Origin of the sequence: Sulfitobacter sp. S190, assembly GCF_025141935.1 — a bacterium.
GTDB lineage: Bacteria > Pseudomonadota > Alphaproteobacteria > Rhodobacterales > Rhodobacteraceae > Sulfitobacter.
The window spans coordinates 972,282-993,005 of sequence record NZ_CP081120.1 but is presented as its reverse complement, the minus strand read 5'-3'; the positions used below and the strand labels follow the sequence as shown (position 1 = coordinate 993,005).

General features: G+C 63.3%; 23 protein-coding genes. 7 read left to right on the top strand and 16 right to left on the bottom strand.

Going from position 1 to position 20,724, the window contains the following annotated elements; translation table 11 throughout:
• Positions 1-19 precede the first annotated feature (19 nt).
• The 10 genes from pal to ruvC all read right to left on the bottom strand — a co-directional run bounded on the left by pal (position 20) and on the right by ruvC (position 7,813).
• The gene (gene pal, locus K3756_RS05195; RefSeq protein WP_259991588.1) at positions 20-550 is read right to left on the bottom strand and encodes a peptidoglycan-associated lipoprotein Pal; all 531 of its coding nucleotides are present in this window, start codon (positions 548-550) and stop codon (positions 20-22) included.
• Between the two features lie 87 nt (positions 551-637).
• Positions 638-1,966 (bottom strand): Tol-Pal system beta propeller repeat protein TolB, encoded by a 1,329-nt coding sequence (gene tolB / locus K3756_RS05190; RefSeq protein ID WP_259991586.1) that lies wholly within the window; start codon positions 1,964-1,966, stop codon positions 638-640.
• Between the two features lie 136 nt (positions 1,967-2,102).
• Positions 2,103-3,212 carry an energy transducer TonB gene (locus K3756_RS05185; protein ID WP_259991584.1) on the bottom strand — a complete coding sequence of 370 codons (1,110 nt, stop codon included), beginning with the start codon at positions 3,210-3,212 and terminating at the stop codon, positions 2,103-2,105.
• 4 nt (positions 3,213-3,216) lie between these two features.
• Entirely contained in the window at positions 3,217-3,690 is a 474-nt protein-coding gene (gene tolR / locus K3756_RS05180) for a protein TolR (protein WP_259991582.1), read from the bottom strand.
• Position 3,691: 1 nt separating this feature from the next.
• A complete protein-coding gene (tolQ, locus tag K3756_RS05175) occupies positions 3,692-4,387 on the bottom strand; it encodes a protein TolQ (RefSeq protein WP_259991580.1) in 696 nt (231 codons plus the stop codon).
• A gap of 107 nt (positions 4,388-4,494) precedes the next feature.
• Complete coding sequence (gene ybgC / locus K3756_RS05170; RefSeq protein ID WP_259991578.1) at positions 4,495-4,881, bottom strand: tol-pal system-associated acyl-CoA thioesterase; 387 nt, start codon at positions 4,879-4,881, stop codon at positions 4,495-4,497.
• Positions 4,878-5,510 carry a hypothetical protein gene (locus K3756_RS05165; RefSeq protein ID WP_259991576.1) on the bottom strand — a complete coding sequence of 211 codons (633 nt, stop codon included), beginning with the start codon at positions 5,508-5,510 and terminating at the stop codon, positions 4,878-4,880. Before K3756_RS05165 ends, ybgC begins: the two co-directional genes overlap by 4 nt.
• A gap of 72 nt (positions 5,511-5,582) precedes the next feature.
• Positions 5,583-6,602, bottom strand: coding sequence for a Holliday junction branch migration DNA helicase RuvB (ruvB, locus tag K3756_RS05160; RefSeq protein ID WP_259991574.1), 1,020 nt, complete (start codon positions 6,600-6,602; stop codon positions 5,583-5,585).
• A 42-nt stretch (positions 6,603-6,644) separates the two neighbouring features.
• Entirely contained in the window at positions 6,645-7,310 is a 666-nt protein-coding gene (gene ruvA / locus K3756_RS05155; protein ID WP_259991572.1) for a Holliday junction branch migration protein RuvA, read from the bottom strand.
• Complete coding sequence (ruvC, locus tag K3756_RS05150; RefSeq protein WP_259993488.1) at positions 7,307-7,813, bottom strand: crossover junction endodeoxyribonuclease RuvC; 507 nt, start codon at positions 7,811-7,813, stop codon at positions 7,307-7,309. Before ruvC ends, ruvA begins: the two co-directional genes overlap by 4 nt.
• A gap of 343 nt (positions 7,814-8,156) precedes the next feature.
• On the opposite strand from ruvC, the gene K3756_RS05145 reads away from it, so the two are divergent.
• The gene (locus tag K3756_RS05145; RefSeq protein WP_259991570.1) at positions 8,157-8,375 is read left to right on the top strand and encodes a DUF1127 domain-containing protein; all 219 of its coding nucleotides are present in this window, start codon (positions 8,157-8,159) and stop codon (positions 8,373-8,375) included.
• A gap of 178 nt (positions 8,376-8,553) precedes the next feature.
• Here the strand turns inward: K3756_RS05145 and K3756_RS05140 are convergent, their stop codons facing one another.
• From K3756_RS05140 to K3756_RS05120, 5 genes are all read right to left on the bottom strand, one after another.
• Positions 8,554-8,901 (bottom strand): hypothetical protein, encoded by a 348-nt coding sequence (locus K3756_RS05140; RefSeq protein WP_259991568.1) that lies wholly within the window; start codon positions 8,899-8,901, stop codon positions 8,554-8,556.
• A 129-nt stretch (positions 8,902-9,030) separates the two neighbouring features.
• Positions 9,031-9,909, bottom strand: coding sequence for a 50S ribosomal protein L11 methyltransferase (locus K3756_RS05135; protein ID WP_259991566.1), 879 nt, complete (start codon positions 9,907-9,909; stop codon positions 9,031-9,033).
• Positions 9,909-11,303 (bottom strand): MATE family efflux transporter, encoded by a 1,395-nt coding sequence (locus K3756_RS05130; RefSeq protein WP_259991564.1) that lies wholly within the window; start codon positions 11,301-11,303, stop codon positions 9,909-9,911. The genes K3756_RS05135 and K3756_RS05130 overlap by 1 nt, the downstream gene beginning before the upstream one ends.
• Positions 11,300-12,532: an MFS transporter gene (locus tag K3756_RS05125; RefSeq protein ID WP_259991562.1), complete on the bottom strand. Its 1,233-nt coding sequence runs from the start codon at positions 12,530-12,532 to the stop codon at positions 11,300-11,302. The genes K3756_RS05130 and K3756_RS05125 overlap by 4 nt, the downstream gene beginning before the upstream one ends.
• A gap of 128 nt (positions 12,533-12,660) precedes the next feature.
• Positions 12,661-14,898 (bottom strand): primosomal protein N', encoded by a 2,238-nt coding sequence (locus tag K3756_RS05120; protein ID WP_259991560.1) that lies wholly within the window; start codon positions 14,896-14,898, stop codon positions 12,661-12,663.
• Between the two features lie 74 nt (positions 14,899-14,972).
• On the opposite strand from K3756_RS05120, the gene fsa reads away from it, so the two are divergent.
• The 6 genes from fsa (at position 14,973) to K3756_RS05090 (ending at position 20,251) form a co-directional block, all read left to right on the top strand.
• Entirely contained in the window at positions 14,973-15,626 is a 654-nt protein-coding gene (fsa, locus tag K3756_RS05115) for a fructose-6-phosphate aldolase (protein WP_259991558.1), read from the top strand.
• A gap of 133 nt (positions 15,627-15,759) precedes the next feature.
• Positions 15,760-17,304, top strand: coding sequence for an ATP-binding protein (locus K3756_RS05110; protein ID WP_259991556.1), 1,545 nt, complete (start codon positions 15,760-15,762; stop codon positions 17,302-17,304).
• Positions 17,304-17,741, top strand: coding sequence for a response regulator (locus K3756_RS05105; RefSeq protein ID WP_259991555.1), 438 nt, complete (start codon positions 17,304-17,306; stop codon positions 17,739-17,741). The genes K3756_RS05110 and K3756_RS05105 overlap by 1 nt, the downstream gene beginning before the upstream one ends.
• 110 nt (positions 17,742-17,851) lie before the next feature.
• Positions 17,852-18,559, top strand: a complete 708-nt coding sequence (locus tag K3756_RS05100) for a DUF484 family protein (RefSeq protein ID WP_259991553.1) — start codon at positions 17,852-17,854, stop codon at positions 18,557-18,559.
• Positions 18,556-19,494, top strand: coding sequence for a tyrosine recombinase XerC (locus K3756_RS05095; RefSeq protein WP_259991550.1), 939 nt, complete (start codon positions 18,556-18,558; stop codon positions 19,492-19,494). The genes K3756_RS05100 and K3756_RS05095 overlap by 4 nt, the downstream gene beginning before the upstream one ends.
• A 61-nt stretch (positions 19,495-19,555) precedes the next feature.
• Complete coding sequence (locus K3756_RS05090; protein ID WP_259991548.1) at positions 19,556-20,251, top strand: phosphatidylcholine/phosphatidylserine synthase; 696 nt, start codon at positions 19,556-19,558, stop codon at positions 20,249-20,251.
• Here K3756_RS05090 and K3756_RS05085 read toward each other — a convergent pair.
• Positions 20,248-20,697 carry a methylated-DNA--[protein]-cysteine S-methyltransferase gene (locus tag K3756_RS05085; RefSeq protein WP_259991546.1) on the bottom strand — a complete coding sequence of 150 codons (450 nt, stop codon included), beginning with the start codon at positions 20,695-20,697 and terminating at the stop codon, positions 20,248-20,250. The genes K3756_RS05090 and K3756_RS05085 overlap by 4 nt on opposite strands.
• Between the last annotated feature and the right edge of the window lie 27 nt (positions 20,698-20,724).

Below are 20,724 nucleotides of genomic sequence, written 5' to 3'. Positions count from 1 at the left end.
GGCGCGCTCCGGCGTTGGATCAGCTGGTCAAACCACCCGCCAGCACGGTGACCGCGCGACGGTTCTTGGCGTAACAGGCTTCGTTCGAACAAATCTCGATCGGGCGTTCCTTGCCATAGCTGACCACCCGCAGGCGATCGGCAGGCACACCCTTGCTCAGCAGATACTCGCGCGCGGCATTGGCGCGGCGCGCCCCAAGCGCAAGGTTGTACTCGCGCGTGCCCTGCTCGTCCGCGTGGCCTTCGATCACCGCCTGGTAATCGGCATTGCTGAGCAGCCACTGCGCCTGACCGTCCAGCGTGCTGCGCCCCTCGGGCGTCAGGTTGGACTGATCGACGGCAAACAGGACCCGGTCGCCGATGGTCTGGTTGAAATAGGCGGTCGATGTCGGATCATTGGCACTGCCCGGCACCACACCGTTCAGCGGTGTCCCCCCTGTCGGATTGCCGCTGCCCGCAAGCGCGTCATCGTTGCCAAAACGGTTCGGGTTCGTACAGGCGCTCAGCGCCAGCGCGGCCACCAGTGCAGTGATGGTAAGGGTGCGTTTCATGATCTCGACCTCGTTGGGATTGTCGTGTTTGTTTTATATGTTTGCGCAAGGCTATCACGCGCCGTTGCGTTGTCAAAGTGTCCGCGTTCAGGGCTGCAACGGCGACCAGCTGGGGTCGGATCCGCCTTCGGGGGTGTTCACCGGGCGCAGCACACGGCCGTTGATATCGACAGTGTAAAGCGTCGATGCCCCCGTCGCGCCCTGAGTTTCGCGGGTAAACATGATGACGCGGCCATTGGGCGCCCAGGTCGGCCCTTCATCAAGGAACGACGCGGTGAGCAGCCGCTCCTCGCTGCCGTCGGTGCGCATCACACCGATATGGAAGCGACCCGCCTTTTGCTTGGTAAAGGCGATCAAATCACCGCGCGGCGACCAGACCGGCGTGCCATACCGGCCACCGCTTTCGTCGAAAGAAATCCGCCGCGCCTCGCCGCCCGTCGATGGCATGATATAAAGCTGCGGTGAGCCGGACCTGTCACTCTCGAACACGATTTCACTGCCGTCGGGGCTGTAGCTCGGGGCTGTTTCAATGGCCGGCGTGTTGGTCAACCGGACCGATTGGCCCGACGCGATGTCCATGGTGTAGATGTCGGTGTTGCCGCCCTGTGTCAGCGAGAACACCAGCGATTGCCCCGAAGGCGCGAACCGCGGCGCAAAGCTCATGGTCCCCTCGGCGCTTTCAAGCACCCGGCGCTGGACCGAGCCGACATCGAGCACATAGATCCGCGGAAACCCGCTTTCGTAGCTGGTATAGAGCACGCGGTCACCCGTGGGGCTGAACCGCGGCGCCAGAACAAGTGTCGAGCTGTCCGTCAGATACCGCACGTTGGCACCATCGTAATCCATGATGGCGAGCCGTTTCTTGCGGTCGTCCTTGGGGCCCGTCTCGGACACGTACACAACGCGCGTATCGAAATATCCGCCATCGCCGGTAATGCGCGAATAAACCTCGTCGGCGACCTTGTGGGCCATGCGGCGCCATCCGTCCGTCGTGCCGGAAAACTGCAGCCCCTCACCCAAAGCCTGACCGGATACAACATCGTAAAGCCGGAACTTCACGTTCACGTTGTTCCCCGTCACCGCAACGGCGCCGGTTACAAGCGCCTGCGCGTTGATCGCTTTCCAATCGGCATACTGGATCGGCGCGTTGAAGTCCGACACGGTGGAGATGAACGCTGTGCTGGGAATTTCGCGAAACACGCCGGTATTGGTCAGATCGGCGGCCACAACGCGGGCGATATCGGCAGACAACTGGCCCGCCTCTCCCGTCTCGGCCTGAAAATCCGGCACGGCAAAGGGCAACGGCTGGATGATGCCTTCCTCGATGGTGATCCGCAAAGGACCATCCTGTGCCTGCAACGGCGTCGTCATTCCCATGGCGCAGACCAGCGCCAGACACATGCTCAAAAACTTCATCGTCACTGCATCCTTCCGGGGTTGCTATACTGTGCACTATTTCGCGGCCCGTGTCGTTTCACAACGGGGAGAGTTGTGCCCGCTCTCCCATGGCAAAGGCCCGCCCAGACCGCATCCCGTGGCGCACCGACGCCATTCACCGGATCCGCATCCGTTCGGGGTTGAAGGTCATTTCGATGTCTTTCCACTGGCCATATTTTTCCGGCGGCAGAGGATAGCCTTCGCGGCCGCATAACAAAATCGCACGGCGTGCGGCCTGGAAAGCTGTCTCGGCAAGCGCCGCATCCCCGCCTTCGCTCGCGATCATGCGGATGCTGTTGGCGACCACCCTGCCGTCCTGTGTCATGCTCATTGCCACCGTCACCGTTGTCCTCGCCCAGCTGGCGCCCGGATCAACCAGCCAACACGCCTGCACGGCAAGACGTAGCGCGTCTTTCTCGCCGGACGACATCGGCGGCCCGGTGGGCACATCCGCATCCGCCGAGGACAGCGCCGCCTCCAGCGCGGCCTGAACGGCAGCATCGTCGACAGGGTCGCTTGACGGCTCCTGCGTGTCGGGCTGCGGCGCGTCGGCAACTGTCGCGGGCGCGGGTGGCGTGGGTCTGCGGGCGGGCGGGCGGAACGACGTCGTCGGTGCCGATGCAGGTGGCTGCGCGGCCTCGGTTATGATGCGGTCGCTGGCCTCGGGGGTATCGGTTGAGTCCTGACTGTCCTGCTCGACCTCGCCGGCCGCATCGGGAACAACGGCTTCCTGCGTGTCGATGTCCTGCGGCGTTTCGGGTTGGGGCTGGGGGCTGGGGTCCGGCGCAACCGTGTCTGCGGGGCGCTCGACGGGCGTGTCATCGACAGGGGCATCGTCAACCGTCACCTCGGCGGGCGGCTCCGGCAATTCGGGCGCGGCCTCTGACACATTCGGCTCGGCGGGTGTTTCAGGCGTCTGCGTGGGCGGTGTCACGGGCTGTTCGGGCACCGGCTCGGGCGCGACAGGTTCTTCGGGCGCAACCGCAATCTCCGGCGCATCCTCGACAGGATCAGGGGCGGCGACTTCGGGCTCTGGCGCAAGTTCCTGTGGCTGCTGCTGGCTGTCGACAAGGGCATCAAATTCGGCGCCGCTGATCATCGCGACCTCCTGCACCTCGACCGGCTCGGGTTCGGGGTTCAGCAATCCGCCAAACAGGATCCAGCCGATGACACCGACATGGCCCACCCCGGATACAATATTGCCTGTCTTGACCAAACGGGACATGGGATCAGTCCCCGCTGCCATCCAGCGTCGGCCCGCCGATGTCGGTGACAAGGCCAATATTCGTAAAGCCCCCCGCGTTGAGCGCGCCCATGATCTGCATCACCTCGCTGTAAGGCACCGATCCGTCAGCGCGCAGGAAAACCCGGTCTCCCTCACGCTCGGCCGCCACGGCGCGCAGCTTTGACACCAGCTCTTCGCGGGGCGTCGGCGAGGTCATGATCTGCACGTCGCCATCGGCACTGATCGTGACGGTCAACGGCTCTTCCTGTTCGCTTGGCAGGGCCTGCGCGGCGGTCTTGGGCAATTCGACCGGCACGCCCACCGTCAAAAGCGGTGCCGCAACCATGAAGATGATAAGCAACACCAGCATCACATCGACAAACGGGGTCACGTTGATTTCCGACATCGGCTGGGCCGAACCGCCACGCCTGCGCCGTCTGCCGCCCCCACCCTTTTTCTGCATTACACCGGCGCCCATGTCAGCTGTCCAACTGGCGGCTTAGGATGGTCGCGAATTCATCGGCAAAGGCCTCGTAGCCCCCCAGAATGCGTTCACTATCGGCGTTGAGCTTGTTGTAGAAAACCACCGCAGGGATCGCGGCCAGCAGGCCGATTCCGGTGGCCAAAAGCGCCTCGGCAATGCCGGGGGCGACAACGGCCAGATTGGTGTTCTGCTGCGCGGCGATCTCGACAAAGCTGTTCATGATGCCGATGACCGTTCCGAAAAGCCCGATGAACGGTGCCGTCGATCCGGTGGTGGCCAGAACCGGCAAACCTTTCTGCAACCGCTCCGCTTCCTTGGCGATGGCCACATCCATCGACCGGTCAATCCGTGCCGTCGCACCGGGGATCAATCCGCCATCCTCGCGGTGCGAGCGGCGCCATTCCATCATGCCGGCGGCAAAAATACGCTGCGACGGGCCGCTCGGGTCCGGTCCGATCTGGTCGAACAACCCGTCAAGCGGCTCTCCCGACCAGAAGGCGCGATCGAATTCCGCAGCCTCCCGGCGGGCGGCGCGATACTGGATGATGCGCTGAACGATGATGGACCAGCACCAGAACGAGGCGATGACCAGAATGATCATCACCAGTTTCACCGTCAGGGTGGCCTGGGCAAACATGCCCCAAACGGAAAGATTGCCGCCCAACAGGGCCGCGGACAATGCTGCTTGCATAATAGTGCTCTACTCTCTGCCTCGGTCGGGCCTGTTTCAGGCGCCTTTTGACGGGAATCTAACGCAAGGCAACGCAAAAAGCGAGCGGTTTGCGAAAGCCCGCCAAGCTATGCGCGCAAACGGCAAAGTTCCGCTGGCAATCGGGTGGGTCTGCCACCTGCCCCGATGCACACCACCGTCACCTTCGCCTCGAGCAACAGTGTCGTCTCCCGCCAGACCTGCTGCGCCATGACCATCCGCGCTGGTCCGAGACTCTCGAGGTCCGTGCGCACCTCCAACACATCGTCGAACCGTGCGGGCAGAATGTAGTCCACCTCCACGCGGCGCACGGCAAACACCACCCCGGCCTCCTTCATCGCAAGCTGGTCAATGCCGACATCGCGCACCCAATCGCTGCGCGCCCGCTCGATGTAGCGCAAGTAATTCGCGTAATACACGATGCCCGCCATGTCGGTATCTTCGTAGTATACGCGGATTCGTTTGGTGTGGGTCATTGCACATCCCCACCCGCCTGCAGCCGGGCAAAAAGGCGCAAGGCATGGCTGGCATCCGTCGCCGCAGACGGCAAGACCGGATCATAGGCGGCACGGATCAGCCCCGCCACATCGGGGCGCAGGATCGTCCTCTCTCCCGCCACAGCGAGGGGCGACTGGTCCCTGAAGGCCGCATCCGACCACAGCAGCATCGACTGGACCACCTGACTCAACGCCAGTGTCTCGGCAGGCACATCCAGCAGATGCCGGTCCATGCGCAGGAACACGAAACAGGCCTTGATCGCACCGGCCTCGTCAAAGCGGAAAAACCGGTACTGGTTCGCCTCCACCGATTGCAGCTTCTCGACAAGCGGCCCGAGATCCGGCACCAGACGGTCCATCCCGGGGACCTGCGGCAACTCCGCCCAATCGGTAAAAAAGAACATCATCAGGTTCGATCCCAATTCCGGATCGGTCTCCGCCATCTGGTGACCGGCCAGCGCCACAACAGCCTCCAGCGCACCCTTCACCACGTTCAGCGTGGCATCCTCGACCCCGAAAACCACCGGCGCGATCGGCCTGCCCCAGCGGGCGAACAAAAACTGCCCGTCCGCGCGTGTAAACAATGCCTCTACCTGACCTGCATCCATCTCGTCGTCCTTCCGGCCTGCGGGTGCGCAGCGCGCCCCTGCTTCGCCTTGCCCCTAAACTCATCACCCCGCCTAGCCAAACAGATCGACCTGCGCCTTTGGCGGCTCCATGCCCAGATGGCTCCATGCCCGCGGCGCCAGCATCCGTCCACGCGGCGTGCGCTGGATCAACCCCTGCTGGAGCAGGAACGGCTCGATCACCTCTTCCAGCGCGTCACGGCTTTCCGATAGGGCAGCACTCATCGTCTCGATGCCCACTGGGCCGCCCTGGTAATGCTCCGCGATCAGTCTCAGGTACCGCCGGTCGGCACCGTCCAGTCCCAGATGGTCAACACCCAGACGCGTCAGCGCCATATCGGCCAACGCCTTGGTGACACGACCGCCGCCTTCCACGATGGCAAAATCGACGACCCTGCGCAGCAAGCGGCCCGCGATACGCGGGGTGCCACGCGCACGGCGGGCAATCTCGCGCGCGCCGCCCTCATCCGCCGGGGCCCCCAACTTGCGGGCATTGCGCTCCACAATGATGAACAGCTCGTCTTCGGTATAGAACTGCAACCGCGTCGGAATACCGAACCGGTCGCGCAGCGGGGTGGTCAGCAATCCCATACGCGTTGTGGCCCCCACCAGCGTGAAGGGCTGCAATTCGATGCGCACCGTGCGCGCTGCCGGACCCTCGCCGATCACCAGATCCAGCTCGAAATCCTCCATCGCCGGGTACAACACCTCTTCGACGGCTGGGTTGAGCCGGTGTATCTCGTCGATAAACAGCACATCGCGGGCCTCGAGGTTGGTCAGGATCGCGGCCAGATCGCCCGCCTTGGCCAATACCGGCCCCGAGGTCATCCGGAACCCGACCCCCAATTCGCGGGCCATGATCTGTGCAAGCGTGGTTTTGCCCAGACCGGGCGGGCCGTGAAACAGCGTGTGATCCATCGCCTCTTCGCGCTGGCGCGCAGACTGGATAAAGACCTTTAGGTTCGCCCGCGCCTCGGCCTGCCCCACGAATTCGTCCAGCATCTGCGGACGCAGCGCGCGGTCGTGATCTTCGGGCAGCGGGTCGGGCCGCAAAGTGGGATCGCTGTCAATCATCTATGTCTCGCAAGCTGGGCCAGACGCCCGTTCCCCGCCACCCTACTCCTTGGGGGCAAGCAGTTTCAACGCCGCACGGATCAGACCGGTCGTCCCGGCCGCCGGATCATCGCCCGCGGCCTGCGCCACCGCGCCCGCCGCGTCTGACGGGCTATAGCCAAGGTTCGACAGCGCCGACAGCGCCTCCGACTGGGCGCTGGCGTTGGACGCAGGCTGCGCATTCGGCTTCGGGGAGACACCCGTCTCGATCACCTCGACCGGCACGTCGCCCGTGGCTTGCGCAACCGTGCCGCCCATCGCCATCACGCCCGGCGCCTTGTCCCTGAGGTCCAGCACGACGCGCTGCGCGATCTTCGGACCGACCCCTTTGGCCGCCTTGACCGCGTTCCAGTCGCCCAACGCAATCGCACGGCCCACCCCGTCCGGCCCCAGCGTGCCAAGGATCGCAAGCGACGCTTTCGCACCCACACCCTGCACGGACGTCAGCAACCGGTGCCATTCCTTCTCGACCAGCGTGGTGAAGCCGAACAACTGCATCAGGTCCTCGCGCACCAGAAGGTCCGTATAGAGCGAAACCGCCTCGCCCGCACCGGGCAGCGCCGCAAGGGTCCGCTCGGAACAATAGACAAGGTAGCCGACGCCTCGCACGTCGATCAGCACGTGATCGGTGCTGCGGTACTCGATGCGGCCGGTCAGCTTGCCGATCATGCCGTGGCCCGTGCAACGGCGGCGGCCAATGTCGACGCACCACCGTGATGGGCATGACAGATGGCCACGGCCAGCGCATCGGCGGCATCGGGGCCTTCGATATCGACGCCGGGCAACTGCATCCGCACCATATGCGCAATCTGGCCTTTGTCGGCATGGCCCACGCCCACCACCGTCTTCTTGACGGCGTTGGGTGCATATTCGCCAACCTCCAGCCCCGCCTGCGCAGGCACCAAAAGCGCAATGCCCCGCGCCTGGCCCAGCTTGAGCGTCGCCACCCCGTCCTTGTTGACAAACGTGTGCTCCACCGCAGCGGACTGTGGACGATAAATAGAAAAGACACGGGAAAGCTGTGCGTGCAGCGACAACAACCGCGCGGGCAGATCGACACCCGTGGTCGTGTGACAAATGCCGTTGGCGACATGGCTCAACTTGCTGCCCGCCACATCGATGACGCCCCAGCCCATGTTGCGCAGCCCCGGATCAATGCCGATTACCCGTATCATATTGCCCACCTGTCCGTTTTTTCGCTTTTGACGCGCAGTAGCACGAAACACGAACATTGCCCAAGCCTTTTCGCCCGATGCCCAAAAGCGACGCGGCCTATGTCGCGGATGCAACATGCCCTTCAGACCATGTCATCCGTTCACGCGAGCGCGAGCAGGAGCGCCCACCGACGGTTTGAAAACATCTCATGAATTCAGACCCTTATACGCCCATTCCGGCTATGCAAAAAACGCAGACCACACATGCAAGTTGATGTGTTGTCAGGACTTCGCATTGTGCCTAATTGCGCAGCACAAGGCCGCAAAGAGCGGCAGAACGCATTTTAGAAGGACGGCTACAATGGCTGCTTTTGACACCACCCGCACCACCTACGGCGTTGCTTCTTTCGCCTCCCGCTTTGTTGCTTTCGTCGCGGACAAAGCCGCCGCGCTGATCGCCTGGAACGAAGCCCGCATCACACGCGATGTTCTCGCGTCCCTGACAGACCGCGAACTCTCCGACATTGGTCTGGAGCGTGGCGATATCGACGCAATCGCGCGCAGCACTTTCATCCGCTAAGCGCAGCTTTCGGCGGCCCCCGCCATCGAAGGGTGCCGACCGGACAATGCAAAAAGGCCGCACCCGTAATTGGTGCGGCCTTTTTCGTGCCTGTTGCGAGGGCACGGCAACAACTCTGGCCGATCGGGCCCACGTACACAGGCCTGACCGATACAGTACTCGTTAATCTTGTCTAAAATTAGCGGAAAAGGGGACCCATTTTGTCCGCAATCATTTGCGTGACCGGATCGACCGACATGACCGCCAGCCCGACCGCGGCAACCGGATTGCCAGTGTCGAGCGACGACAGCCGTTCATTGTAGGCATCCGGCCCTGCAGCCGACAGCATGAACGCCTTGAAAAAGAAGAAGCCCAGAACCGCAAGCATCACACCACGTGCGGGAATATGCAGTCGTGCACGTTTGGGCTTTGCGATGATGATGCCGTTTTTGTCGACGCGGGTGGTATATCCGCGCGATACCATCTGTCTGTGCTTGGCTCCGAGGCCATCCAGACGGGCGGAGAAGTTTTCTCTGGTTTCAACCATGGCAGTGGTCTTTCTTGCAACAATCGGCCCCCACCGCTGTTAGTAAATTTTGTACTAATGAATTGTGGCAAAATTGGGGCAAATGCAGCGAAACTGCCGCATTTGCGGTTATTTGAGGGTCATATCAAATCACGCTGCGGCGGTCTTTTTGAGGATTAGCGTGGTCCAGTCACCAATGCTTTGCCTGTCATACAGATTGATGCCGACCCGTGCATAAACCTCGATCACTTCGTCGGCCTGCTCGTTCAGGATCCCCGACAGGATCGCGTATGATTCGTCCTGCATCGCGCCTGCCATATCGGGGGCCAGTGCCACCAACGGTCCCTTGAGTATGTTCGCAAACACCAGATCGAAAGGCGCGGCCTGCGCCAGTTGCGGATGATCGAAGCCCGCGGCCTCGACACAGACGACCCGACCCTCGAGCCCGTTGGCCGCCACATTGGCCGCCGCCACCTCGACCGCGACCTCGTCAATGTCCGACGCCAGCACCGTGTCGGGCCAGATCCGTGCTGCCCCCATGGCGAGCACGGCCGTCCCGCAGCCCACGTCAACCACGCGGCGCCCGACAAAGCCTTCGCCCGCCAATCTGTCCAACGCCCGCAGACAGCCCAGCGTCGTGCCGTGGTGGCCCGTCCCGAATGCCATCGCAGCCTCGATCAACAGCGGCTCGCAGTCGCCCGGCACCTTGTCCGCGTCATGGCTGCCGTAGACAAAGAAACGGCCCGCTTCGACCGGCGCCAGTTCACGGCGCACATGCGCGACCCAGTCGGTTTCGGGCAATTCGCTGATCACGAAGGGCTTGGCCTCCACCGCCGTGGCCAGCAGTGTCAACGCCGTGTCATCGGGATGCTCCTCGAAATAGCCGCCGACCTCCCAAAGCCCCGATCCGTCCTCCATCTCGAAAACGCCCACACCCGTCGGTGCGGGATCAAGCGTTTCCATCGCGTCGCCCAGCCGGTAAGCGGCGTCGCGGCCCGTGAGGGTGGTGAGGGCGGTAAAGGTCGGCATCAGCGGCTCCTGTGTCTGTCGGGGTTCGGGTAGGGGCGCGGCGGCGCGGGGTCAAGGGCAACTGCGTCCGCCGGTTGCAAACGCCGGATATACACCCATCCCCAGAGCGCCGACAGCGCGCCCACGGCAATACCCGCAGCGGCCTGCCCGTAAATCACGCCGGCCGCGCCGAATATCCCCGACAGCCAAACTGCCGCAGGCCAGCTCAAGACCCCGTCCTTGATCCAGTTGACGAGCGTCGACCGCCCCGGACGCCCCAGATTGTTGAATGCCGCATTCGATACAAACAGCGCCCCGAAGAAGATAAAGCCACCCACCCCGATCGTGGCAAAGGCCTGCAATATCTGCGCGCCCTGCCCGCTCAGATCGAAGGCAGTGATGATATAGGGGACGCACAGCACAAAAAGCCCCCACGCCACCAATGTGTAGGCCAGACAGAACAGCAGCGCATCGCGGTAGGTGTCGCGCACGCGGTCCATCTGTCCTGCGCCAAAATTCTGGCCAAATATCCCCCCGATCGCACCCGACAGCGCAAAGATGCCTCCGAACACAACCACCGTCAGCCGCCCGACCACCGCCCATGCCGCCACCGCGTCATCCCCGAACGGCGCCATGACGATGGTCAGCAGGTAGTTTCCGACCGGTGTGCTCATCTGTGTGGCGACGGCAGGCACGGCAATGGCCACAAACGGGCCCCCGATGTTGCGCAGGGTGCGCAGGCGTGGACGGTCCACAAGGTTCAGCTGTGTCACCGCGAAATGGAACGCCAGCACCAGCAGGCAGCACCGGAACAGCACCAGCCCGATCGCCGCACCGTCAAGCCCCCAGCCCAGATAGAAGATGAGCACCGGATCGATCAGCAACAACACCAGCCCCGCCGAGAGCGTGACATACATCGCCTTTGCCCCGTAGCCATCGGCCCGCAAGGTCCCCGACATCACCAGCGCCGCCGACATCGGGACCAGCGACGGCACCGTGATGGCAAGATAGCGCGCGGCCAACCGCGCCGTTTCCCCCTCGGCGCCCGCCCAGCCCACCAGTTTGTGGCGCAGGATCACGATCAACGCTGCAACCACTGCAAGCGCGCTGGCCGCAATCAGCACAGCCGCCCCCGACTGTCTGCGCGCGCGGGGGCGGTCCCCCTCGCCTATGCTGCGCGACACCACCGCGGTGGCCGCGATCATCAATCCCACCGCCACCGATACCGAAAAGAACTGCACCGCATAGGCAAAGCCGATCGCGGCCACTAGTTGCGGCTGGCCCAGTTGCGACACCCACAAAAGGTTCGCCGCATCGACCACAAAGACAAAGGTGATGCCCAGCGCGCCCGTTGCGGTCATGCGCGCCACATGGCCCATGGTCGATCCCGTCAGAAACCGACCCTGCGCGCTCATTCAGCTGCCTGTGGGGCCCGCGCGGCAAATATGGTCTCCGCGCCCGGCACCGGGTGCCGCGGGATCAACGTCGCCAGCATCAGTGATACCGCCGCCATACCGGCCGCCAGCAGAAACACCCCCATCGGCGACACCAGCCACAAAAGGCCCAGCAGAACCGGCAGAAAAACGGCAGCGATGTGGTTGATGGTAAAGGCGACTGCAGCGGTCGGTGCCATGTCTCCGGGAGCTCCGATCTTCTGGAAATAGGTTTTCAGCGCCAGCGCGAGCCCGAAGAACAGATGGTCCAGCACGAACAGCACCGCCGCCACCTGAAAACTCCAGTCGAAGAAATAGACACCGCCGTAGGCCAGAAAAACGCAGATCAGCCCGACATACTCGAACATCAGCGCATTGCGTTCGCCAAAGCGGGCCACGACCTTGCCCAGCACCGGGGCAATCAGCATGTTGAGCATCAGGTTGACCAGATAAAGGCCCGCGATCTCGTGCACCTGAAAGCCGAACTTCTCGACCATCATGAAGCCCGCGAAAACCATGAATATCTGCCGGCGCGCGCCCGACATGAACTGCAGCGCATAATACAGCCAGTAGCGGCGGCGCACCACCAGCCGCTTGATCTGCGGGTGCGGGCTTTCGTACTGCGGAAAGGCCAGCAGCGCAAAAAGGGCCACCGCGATGGTGATCCCGCCCCCCGCCATGAACACGCCGTTATAGGTCAGGCCCAAAGGTTCCCACAGGATCATGATCACGAAGAATACGCAGAATGTCGTGGCCGATCCCGTCGCCAGCAGCCAGCCCAATATCTGCGGCGCGCGGTCCTTGGGCAGCCATTGCAGCTGAAGTGACTGGTTCACCGTCTCGTAGTAGTGAAACCCGACCGAGCTGAGAAAGGTCAGGATCATGATGCCGGTCAGTTCGGGGAACCATGCCGTGACCGCCGTCGCGGCCCCCAGCAGCATGAGCGAGACCAGCCCCAGCACCTGCTCGCGCACGGCGATGATCAGAAAGATCACCAGAAAACTCAGAAACCCGGGAATTTCGCGGATCGTATGCAGAAGCCCGATATCCGCGCCGTCGAAATCCGCCACCTCTTTGACGAAGTTGTTCAGCAGGGCGTACCACGTGGAAAAGGCAATCGGCATCGCCAGCGCCATCACGAACAGCAACGTCTTGGGCCGCCGCCACACCGGCTGGTCCCTGGCTTCGTCGAGGCGCAAAAAATCTACCATGGCTCCGGCATACGCCCGCACCACCCAAATGACGAGACCAAACTGCGCAGCTCTCATGTGCGTGAACGCGCGGATCGGGACGGCGGGCGGGGCGACATGCGCGTCGCGCGCATGAGCGGCGCGCGGCGTCAGTAGAAACTCTGCGGGTCGATATCGACGGCCAGCCGCAAGTCTCCCTTGAGCTTGATCTGCCGGATCCACCGCGCCAGCGCGGGTTGCAGCGCCACGTTCTTATCGGCCTTGACCAACAGGCGCACGCGGTGACGCCCGCGCACCCGCGCGATCGGGGCGGGCGCGGGTCCGAAGACCTGTGCACCCACATCGCGCAGCACACGGTCATTGCGCGCCAGCTGGTTGCCCGCATCAAAAACGGCCGCCACATCCGGCCCGCTCAGGATGATACCGGCCAAACGTCCGTAGGGCGGCATGCCCGCCTGACCGCGCTCCTTGGCTTCGGCCTGCCAGAACTGTTCTTCCTGACCCGCCAGAATGGCGCGGATCACCGGATGCTCGGGTTGGTAGGTCTGCAACAGGGCCGTGCCCGGCTTGTCGGCGCGCCCCGCGCGGCCCGCCACCTGTCGCATCAACTGGAACGTCCGCTCCGCCGCCCGCAAATCCGATCCCGTCAGACCCAGATCCGCATCGATCACCCCCACCAGCGTCAGATTGGGAAAGTTGTGCCCTTTCGCCACCAACTGCGTGCCGATGATGATGTCGGCGGCCCCTTCCGCGATCCCCGCGATTTCGGCCTTGAGCGCGCGCGCCGATCCATACATGTCAGACGACAGCGTCGCGACCCGCGCCTCCGGCCACAGCGCGGCGGCCTCCTCGCCCAACCGCTCCACACCCGGACCGACTGCCGCCAGCTTGCCCTCGACATCGCAGGACGGGCAGGCTTCCGGCATCGGCTTGCTTTCGCCGCACTGGTGGCAGATCAGGCGCTTGAGGAACCGGTGCTCGACCATCCGCGCGTCACAGTGGTCGCATCCGATCTGGTTGCCGCAGGCCCGGCACAGCGTCACCGGGGCATAGCCACGCCGGTTGATGAACAACATTGCCTGCTCGCCCGCCTCCAGCCGCCGGTCGACCTGCGCCTTCAGGCTCGGCGACACCCAGCGGTCCGACTTCAGCCCCTCGTTGCGCATGTCGATCGTGCCCATGGTCGGCATCACCGCCGGACCATAGCGCGAGGCAAGCTCCAGCTTGGTGTATTTGCCCGCCTGCGCGTTGGCCCAGCTCTCGAGGCTGGGCGTCGCCGAAGCCAGCACCACATGCGCCCCGCAGATCGACGCCCGCAGAACCGCCATGTCGCGGGCATTGTACAGCACGCCGTCCTCCTGCTTGTAGGAGGTGTCGTGTTCTTCGTCGACAACGATCAGGCCGAGGTTCTGGAACGGCAGGAACAACGCCGATCGCGCGCCGATGACCAGCTGGGCATTGCCCTCGCCCACCATGCGCCAGATGCGGCGGCGCTCCGTCATGGTGGCGCCCGAATGCCACTCGGCGGGCCTGGCCCCGAACCGCTCCTCGACCCGCGTCAGGAATTCCGCCGTCAGCGCGATTTCGGGCAACAGCACCAGCGCCTGCCGCCCCGCTCGCAACGCCGCCGCCACCGCTTCGAGGTAAACTTCGGTCTTGCCCGATCCTGTCACGCCGCGCAGCAATGTGGTGCCGTACCGCTCCGACCGGACCCCCTGCGCCAGCGACGCCGAGGCGGCAGTCTGGTCATCGGTCAGCGCCTTTCCCGGCAATGCAGGGTTCAACCGTGCGAACGGCATGTCGCGCGGGCTGTCTTCCTCGCGCACGATGCCCTGCTTGACCAACCCCTTGACCACCGATGTGGTGACCCCCGCCATCTCCGCCAATTCCCGCAGCGTGAAGGCCAGCGTGCCGTATTCCTCGAGCGTCTCCAGCACGCGGGTACGCGCCTCGGTCACCCGGTCGGGCAGCCCTTCGCCGCGGCGGTAGACCTTGCGCATCGACGGCGGATCGCCCAACCCCGGCGCCCGCGTGCCCAGACGCAACATCGCGCTCAGCGGGGTCAGCGTATAGGCCGCCGCCCGCTCCAGAAACTCCTTCATCTCGTCGCGCATCGGCGGTGTGTCGAGCACGCGGATCACGTGGCGGACCTTGGCATAATCGTAATCGCCCTGTCCCGGCCCCCACACGACCCCCAACACCTTGCGCGGCCCCAGCGGCACCTCGACAAAGGCACCACGGCGCACACCGCCCTCGGGCGCCTTGTAATCCAGCGCCCGGTCCAACGGTTGTATCGTCAGCACGGCAACCAGCGTGCCATGGTCAAAGAATTCGGGCTCGGACACGGCGGCCTTCCTGCCAATGGGCGGTTTGAGGGCTTTAAGCATCGCAGATCATGCGCTAAAGCAAAGGCCGATATATTTGGTCAGCGCACCCATTCCAACACCGGAAGGAAACCACCATGAAATTTTTCGTCGATACGGCCGATGTGCCTGCAATCTCCGAACTCAACGATCTGGGCATGGTCGACGGGGTGACCACGAACCCCTCGCTGATCCTCAAATCGGGCCGCGATATTCTCGAAGTCACCAAGGAAATCTGTGACATCGTCTCCGGTCCCGTCTCTGCCGAAGTGGTCGCGATGGAAGCGGACGCGATGATCGCCGAAGGCCGCAAACTCGGCGAAATCGCCGACAACATCACCGTGAAGCTGCCGCTCACGTGGGACGGGCTCAAGGCGTGCAAAGTGCTGTCTGGCGAGGGCAAAATGGTCAACGTTACCCTGTGCTTCTCGGCCAATCAGGCGCTTCTGGCCGCCAAGGCCGGCGCGACGTTCATCTCGCCGTTTATCGGGCGTCTGGATGACATCAACATCGATGGCATGGACCTGATCGAGGACATCCGCACCGTCTACGACAACTACGGCTTCGACACCCAGATCCTCGCCGCCTCGATCCGCTCGGTGAACCACGTGCAGGAATGTGCCCGCATCGGTGCCGATGTCATGACCGCGCCGCCCGAAGTCATCAAGAAACTGGCCAGCCACCCGCTGACGGACAAGGGTCTGGAACAATTCATGAGCGATTGGGCCAAGACGGGTCAGAAGATCCTCTGACTGCGCCACCTGCGGCAAACACGCTCAAAGACCCGGCCATCGCGCCGGGTCTTTTTCGTTGGGCCGGGTTTAGGCATTCATTCATCCTTGGGGGTTAAGGCTGGGCGCAACGATCCTCACAGGATGCCACTCAATGCCCCAGATAGCCGCCCCCATGGACGCGCCAAACAAGACCCGTCAGGTGATCCGCCGTCTGATGGGCTTTTACCTGCTGGCCATCGCGCTGCTGTTCACCAGCGTTGCCTCCTCGCTTGTCCTCACCCAGATCGAGGCGCAGCATCTGGCCTCCGATGCCAAGGACATCAACGTCAGCGGGCGCCAGCGCATGCTGAGCCAGCGGATCATCTATCTGGCGCAGGAAATCAGCACCCAAACCGGTCAGCGCGCCACGGAGACACAAGCGAAACTGCTGCGCGCGATTGACCATTTCGAAGCATCGATTTCCCTGTTTGAAGGATCACACGGCAAGCTGGTCGCCCGGGACGACCTGCCGGCGGACATCAAATCGCTCTATTTCGACGACAGCAATGGCCCCTCGCTCAACGCGCGTGTGCTGGAATACATAGAAAACGCGCGCCGGGTCCTCTTGCGGCCCCGCGACGTCAGCAGCCTGCAAACCCTCAAGGATATCGAAGCAGGCGGGTTGCTGCGCGATCTCGACGCCATCGTCACCGCGTTCGAGAGCGCATCGGTTGCCCGTCTCGATGCGCTGCGGCGGTTCGAGACCTATTCCATTCTCATTGCCATCGGCATCATCCTCATCGAAATCGTCTTTGTCTTCCGGCCCGGCCACCGGATGCTGCACCGGACGTTCTCGCAACTCGAAAGCCGCAATACCGCGCTGGAGCATACACGCGCCGCGCTCGATCAGGCCAACAGGGAACTGGAGCAGAAAAACCATGACCTGACGGTCGAACGGACCCGCCTGCGCGAGGCGTGGACAGAAAGCGAGAGACTGCGCTTCGAGCAGGCCGATTTCACCTATTCGGTGTCGCACGACATGAAATCACCCGCCAACACGATCCACCTTCTGCTCAATGAAATCGACACGTCGCACGCGCAGGCGCTGGACGCGGATGGCCGTGAACTGCTGTCCCACGCGATCGGCGCGGTCAGCCGGATGAGCGACCTGATCGAGGACGTACTGGAATATTCATGGGCAACCGATCACCGCGCCGAACCCGAAACCTTCGAGGCCCGCGCCGTGTTCGAGGCCGTGCAGGACACGTTGGCCCCCCGCATTTCGGACAGCGGCGCGCAGCTGACACTCGGCCAGACCTGCAGCTATTTCGGCTACAAACGGCAGGTCGAGATCTTGTTGCAAAACCTGCTGTCCAACGCGATCAAGTTTCAGGCTGACGGGGCAACGCCAGATATGCACGTCGGGTTCTGCCCGACCATCGACCGCCAGGGTGTCGTGATCACCGTGCGCGACAACGGCATCGGGATCGACCCGGCCAACCATGACCGTGTCTTTGGGCTATTCCAGCGGCTGCACGTGCGCGAAACCTATCCCGGTACCGGTCTGGGCCTGACCACGTGCCGCCGGATCGCCGACAATCACGGCGGAGACATCGAAATCATATCCGGGCTTGGCGCAGGCACGACCGTGCGCGTCACCCTCAACCAACCCATTCTCAAAGACACGTCCGAAGGATCTGAAAGGAACGCCGCATAATGACAGATACCCCCCTGGGCCACGTGATGCTGGTCGACGATGAACGCATCGACCAAATGATGTATCGCCGCATCCTCGAACGCTCCGGCATGACCGAAAGCATCGTCGGCTTCACCTACGCCGAACAGGCGCTCGAATATCTGCTCGATCCCGACAGCCCCGCCGTCGATCTTATCCTGCTCGACATCAACATGCCCCGCATGACCGGTTTCGAATTCCTCGAAGCGGCCTGCGAAAGGCTTGGCGAACGCTTCAGCGCGTCGGTGGTCATCATGCTCACAACCTCGCTCAATCCCAAGGATCAGGCCCGCGCCGCCTCCTTCGATGTTGTGCGCGCCTACGTGAACAAACCGCTCGAAAAAGACAATCTTGAACTCGCAGCAAGCGTTCTTCAGGCCAAACGCGGCGAAGCGGCAGCAGCCCTGCGGGCGGGGTGACGCGGGCTTTGTGCAACGCCCCTGAAAATATCCCGCCTGCCCTCAATTAATGGCAGCAATCGCATCGCGACCTTGCTAAGGTCCGCAAAACAAAAATGACCGAGAGCAGCATGAGCAGCAGCCCGAAGATTGAAGACGCCCTGCGCGAGGCGATCATTTCGCAACCAGATGTCATCCTCGACGATACCGATGTGATGCAGGCCCTCATTGCGGCCAACGAAAAGGCGATGGGCGGCAACATCGTCGATCTGCGCGGGATCGCGATGGAACGGCTCGAAACCCGGCTTGACCGGCTCGAGGACACGCACCGCAGTGTCATCGCCGCCGCCTACGAAAACCTCGCAGGCACCAACCAGATACACCGCGCAATCCTGCGCATGCTTGACCCTGTCGAATTCGAAAGTTTCCTGCGCGATCTGGGCGGCGACGTGGCCGAAATTCTCAGGGTCGATGCCGTCAAACTGGTGCTCGAATCGGTACAGAACGACAGCGATCCGGCCGTGCAACGGCTGGGCGAGGTGCTGAACGTGGCCGAACCGGGGTTCATCGACAGCTACCTGACACAGGGCCGCGGCGGCACGGTGCGCCAAGTGACCCTGCGCAGCGTGCAGGATGCCTCTGACGCGGTTTATGGCCCCAATGCCGAATGGATCCGCTCCGAGGCGTGCCTCAAGCTCGACTTCGGCGCGGGCCGCCTGCCGGGGATGCTGGTGCTGGGCGCCGAGGATCCGCATATGTTCGGCCCCCAACAGGGCACCGACCTGCTTGTGTTTTTCACCGGTGTGTTCGAGCGCGCGATGCGCCGCTGGCTGTCTTGAGCGGGCAGACCGATACGCTCGCGATCAGCGCCGCGGCCCGCGACGCGCTGCAAAACTGGCTGGCCCACCAGCGCGCTCTCAAAGGCGCGGCCGCCAACACATTGACCGCCTATCAGGGCGACGTCACCGATTTTCTGGCATTCATGGCTGTCCACCACGGCGGACAGCAGGGTCTGGGCGCGCTGGCCACGATCACTGTCAGCGACATGCGCGCGTGGATGGCCAACTGCCGCAGCGGTGGCACCGGATCGCGGTCGCTGGCGCGCAAACTTTCCGCGGTAAAGGCGTTCTACCGGTGGCTGGCCGAGCGTGAGGAGTTTGAGCCGACCGCCGTGCTGTCGACGCGCGCGCCGAAATTCACCCAGAAGCTGCCCCGCCCGCTCGCCGTGGATGCCGCCCGCGAGCTGATCGATTGCGTCGCCACCCAGGGCAAGGCGCCGTGGATCGGCGCCCGCGACGTGGCCGTTCTGACACTCTTATGGGGCTGCGGCCTGCGGATTTCCGAAGCACTTGGCCTGCTGGGCCGCGATGCGCCACTGCCCGACAGCCTGCGCATTCTGGGCAAAGGCGGCAAAGAACGGCTCGTGCCGGTGTTGCCCGCTGCCCGCGCCGCTGTCGAAAGCTACCGGTCCGCCTGCCCGCATGCGCTGAACCCGCAGGAACCGCTGTTCCGTGCGATCCGCGGCGGCCCACTCGCCGCGCGCGCGATACAGGCGGTCATGGCAAACGCGCGGATGCAGTTGGGCCTGCCGGCCAGCGCCACGCCGCATGCCATGCGGCACAGCTTTGCCACACATCTGCTGGACGCAGGCGGTGATCTGCGCGCGATACAGGAACTGCTGGGCCACGCGTCCCTGTCCACCACTCAGGCCTATACGGCCGTCGATACCGTCCGCCTGATGGAAGTATACAACCGCGCCCACCCCAAAGCATGATCCGCCACGCCGCGGCACTGTTTTCTTTTGCATCCCGGCGGTCGATTTGCGACACAGGCGCATGACATTGCAGAACAAAGCACTCGCCGTTCATCTTTTCACCGCCACCGGCGCCGTCTTTGCCATGCTGGCGATGCTTGCCGCGGTCGATGCGCGCTATGACATGATGTTTTTGTGGCTCGTCGTGGCCTTTTTCGTGGACGGCATCGACGGCCCGCTCGCCCGCAAATACGATGTGAAAACCAACGCCCCGCAATTCGACGGCGTGCTGCTCGATCTGATCATCGACTATCTCACTTACGTCTTCATCCCCGCCTTTGCACTTTTCAAATCGGGCCTGATGGACGGATGGTCAGGCTGGCTGATGATCATCATCGTCACCTTCGCCTCCGCCATGTATTTCTGCGACACCCGCATGAAAACAAAAGACAATTCCTTCTGGGGCTTTCCGGGTTGCTTCAACATGCTGGTGCTGGTGATCTTTGCTCTGAACCTCGACTGGTACGTCAGCCTCGCCCTCGTGATGTTCTTGTCGATCACGATGTTCATGCCGGTGAAATTCGTCCACCCCGTGCGCACCGAACGCTGGCGCAACGTGACCCTGCCGATGGCATTGGCGTGGGTTTTCTTTGCCGGTTGGGCGGCTTGGGTGAACTTTGATCCCGAAAGCTGGGCGCAGTGGGGCCTTGTCGTGACATCGCTGTACCTGACCTTCGCAGGCATCGTGCAGCAGGCGTTCTTCGACCCCAAGGACTAGATCAGAAATCCGCCTTCGTGGCGCAGCAACGTCACCTTGGTCTCGACCCCGCCGCGCCCCGAAAAACCGGTCAGCCCCTTGGCCCCCATCACGCGGTGACACGGAATGATGATCGGGATCGGATTGCTGCCGCAGGCCTGCCCCACGGCTTGCGCCGGCACACGCAGCGACTTCGCGATATCTCCGTAGGTGCAGGTCTGCCCGAAAGGAATTGCGCACATCGCATCACACACCGCCCGCTGGAAATCCGATCCCGCCACCCGCAGCGGCAGATCAAACGCCTCAAGCGTCCCCGCGTCATAAGCCGCCAGCTGCGCGGCAGCCGCGTCAAGCAGCGGATCATCATCCTCGGCAGGCGCACGGCCCCATCCCAGATGCACAATGGCCCCGTCACGTGCCCCAAGACACAGATCGCCGAACCGGGTTTGCACGCTTCGCTGTTTCATGCGCACAGAATGGCGCAGCACGCGGCC

Bases quoted from the DNA above. Each gene is read 5' to 3' on its own strand.
- K3756_RS05165 (WP_259991576.1), bottom strand. From the start codon at position 5,510: ATGGATGCAGGTCAGGTAGAGGCATTGTTTACACGCGCGGACGGGCAG.
- K3756_RS05145 (WP_259991570.1), top strand. From the start codon at position 8,157: ATGGCTGCTTTTGACACCACCCGCACCACCTACGGCGTTGCTTCTTTC.
- K3756_RS05100 (WP_259991553.1), top strand. From the start codon at position 17,852: ATGAGCAGCAGCCCGAAGATTGAAGACGCCCTGCGCGAGGCGATCATT.
- tolQ (WP_259991580.1), bottom strand. From the start codon at position 4,387: ATGCAAGCAGCATTGTCCGCGGCCCTGTTGGGCGGCAATCTTTCCGTT.
- K3756_RS05130 (WP_259991564.1), bottom strand. From the start codon at position 11,303: ATGAGCGCGCAGGGTCGGTTTCTGACGGGATCGACCATGGGCCATGTG.
- ybgC (WP_259991578.1), bottom strand. From the start codon at position 4,881: ATGACCCACACCAAACGAATCCGCGTATACTACGAAGATACCGACATG.
- K3756_RS05140 (WP_259991568.1), bottom strand. From the start codon at position 8,901: ATGGTTGAAACCAGAGAAAACTTCTCCGCCCGTCTGGATGGCCTCGGA.
- K3756_RS05120 (WP_259991560.1), bottom strand. From the start codon at position 14,898: ATGCTTAAAGCCCTCAAACCGCCCATTGGCAGGAAGGCCGCCGTGTCC.
- K3756_RS05125 (WP_259991562.1), bottom strand. From the start codon at position 12,532: ATGGTAGATTTTTTGCGCCTCGACGAAGCCAGGGACCAGCCGGTGTGG.
- K3756_RS05135 (WP_259991566.1), bottom strand. From the start codon at position 9,909: ATGCCGACCTTTACCGCCCTCACCACCCTCACGGGCCGCGACGCCGCT.
- fsa (WP_259991558.1), top strand. From the start codon at position 14,973: ATGAAATTTTTCGTCGATACGGCCGATGTGCCTGCAATCTCCGAACTC.
- K3756_RS05090 (WP_259991548.1), top strand. From the start codon at position 19,556: ATGACATTGCAGAACAAAGCACTCGCCGTTCATCTTTTCACCGCCACC.
- K3756_RS05110 (WP_259991556.1), top strand. From the start codon at position 15,760: ATGCCCCAGATAGCCGCCCCCATGGACGCGCCAAACAAGACCCGTCAG.
- ruvB (WP_259991574.1), bottom strand. From the start codon at position 6,602: ATGATTGACAGCGATCCCACTTTGCGGCCCGACCCGCTGCCCGAAGAT.
- K3756_RS05185 (WP_259991584.1), bottom strand. From the start codon at position 3,212: ATGTCCCGTTTGGTCAAGACAGGCAATATTGTATCCGGGGTGGGCCAT.
- ruvA (WP_259991572.1), bottom strand. From the start codon at position 7,310: ATGATCGGCAAGCTGACCGGCCGCATCGAGTACCGCAGCACCGATCAC.
- pal (WP_259991588.1), bottom strand. From the start codon at position 550: ATGAAACGCACCCTTACCATCACTGCACTGGTGGCCGCGCTGGCGCTG.
- K3756_RS05105 (WP_259991555.1), top strand. From the start codon at position 17,304: ATGACAGATACCCCCCTGGGCCACGTGATGCTGGTCGACGATGAACGC.
- K3756_RS05085 (WP_259991546.1), bottom strand. From the start codon at position 20,697: ATGAAACAGCGAAGCGTGCAAACCCGGTTCGGCGATCTGTGTCTTGGG.
- tolB (WP_259991586.1), bottom strand. From the start codon at position 1,966: ATGAAGTTTTTGAGCATGTGTCTGGCGCTGGTCTGCGCCATGGGAATG.
- tolR (WP_259991582.1), bottom strand. From the start codon at position 3,690: ATGGGCGCCGGTGTAATGCAGAAAAAGGGTGGGGGCGGCAGACGGCGC.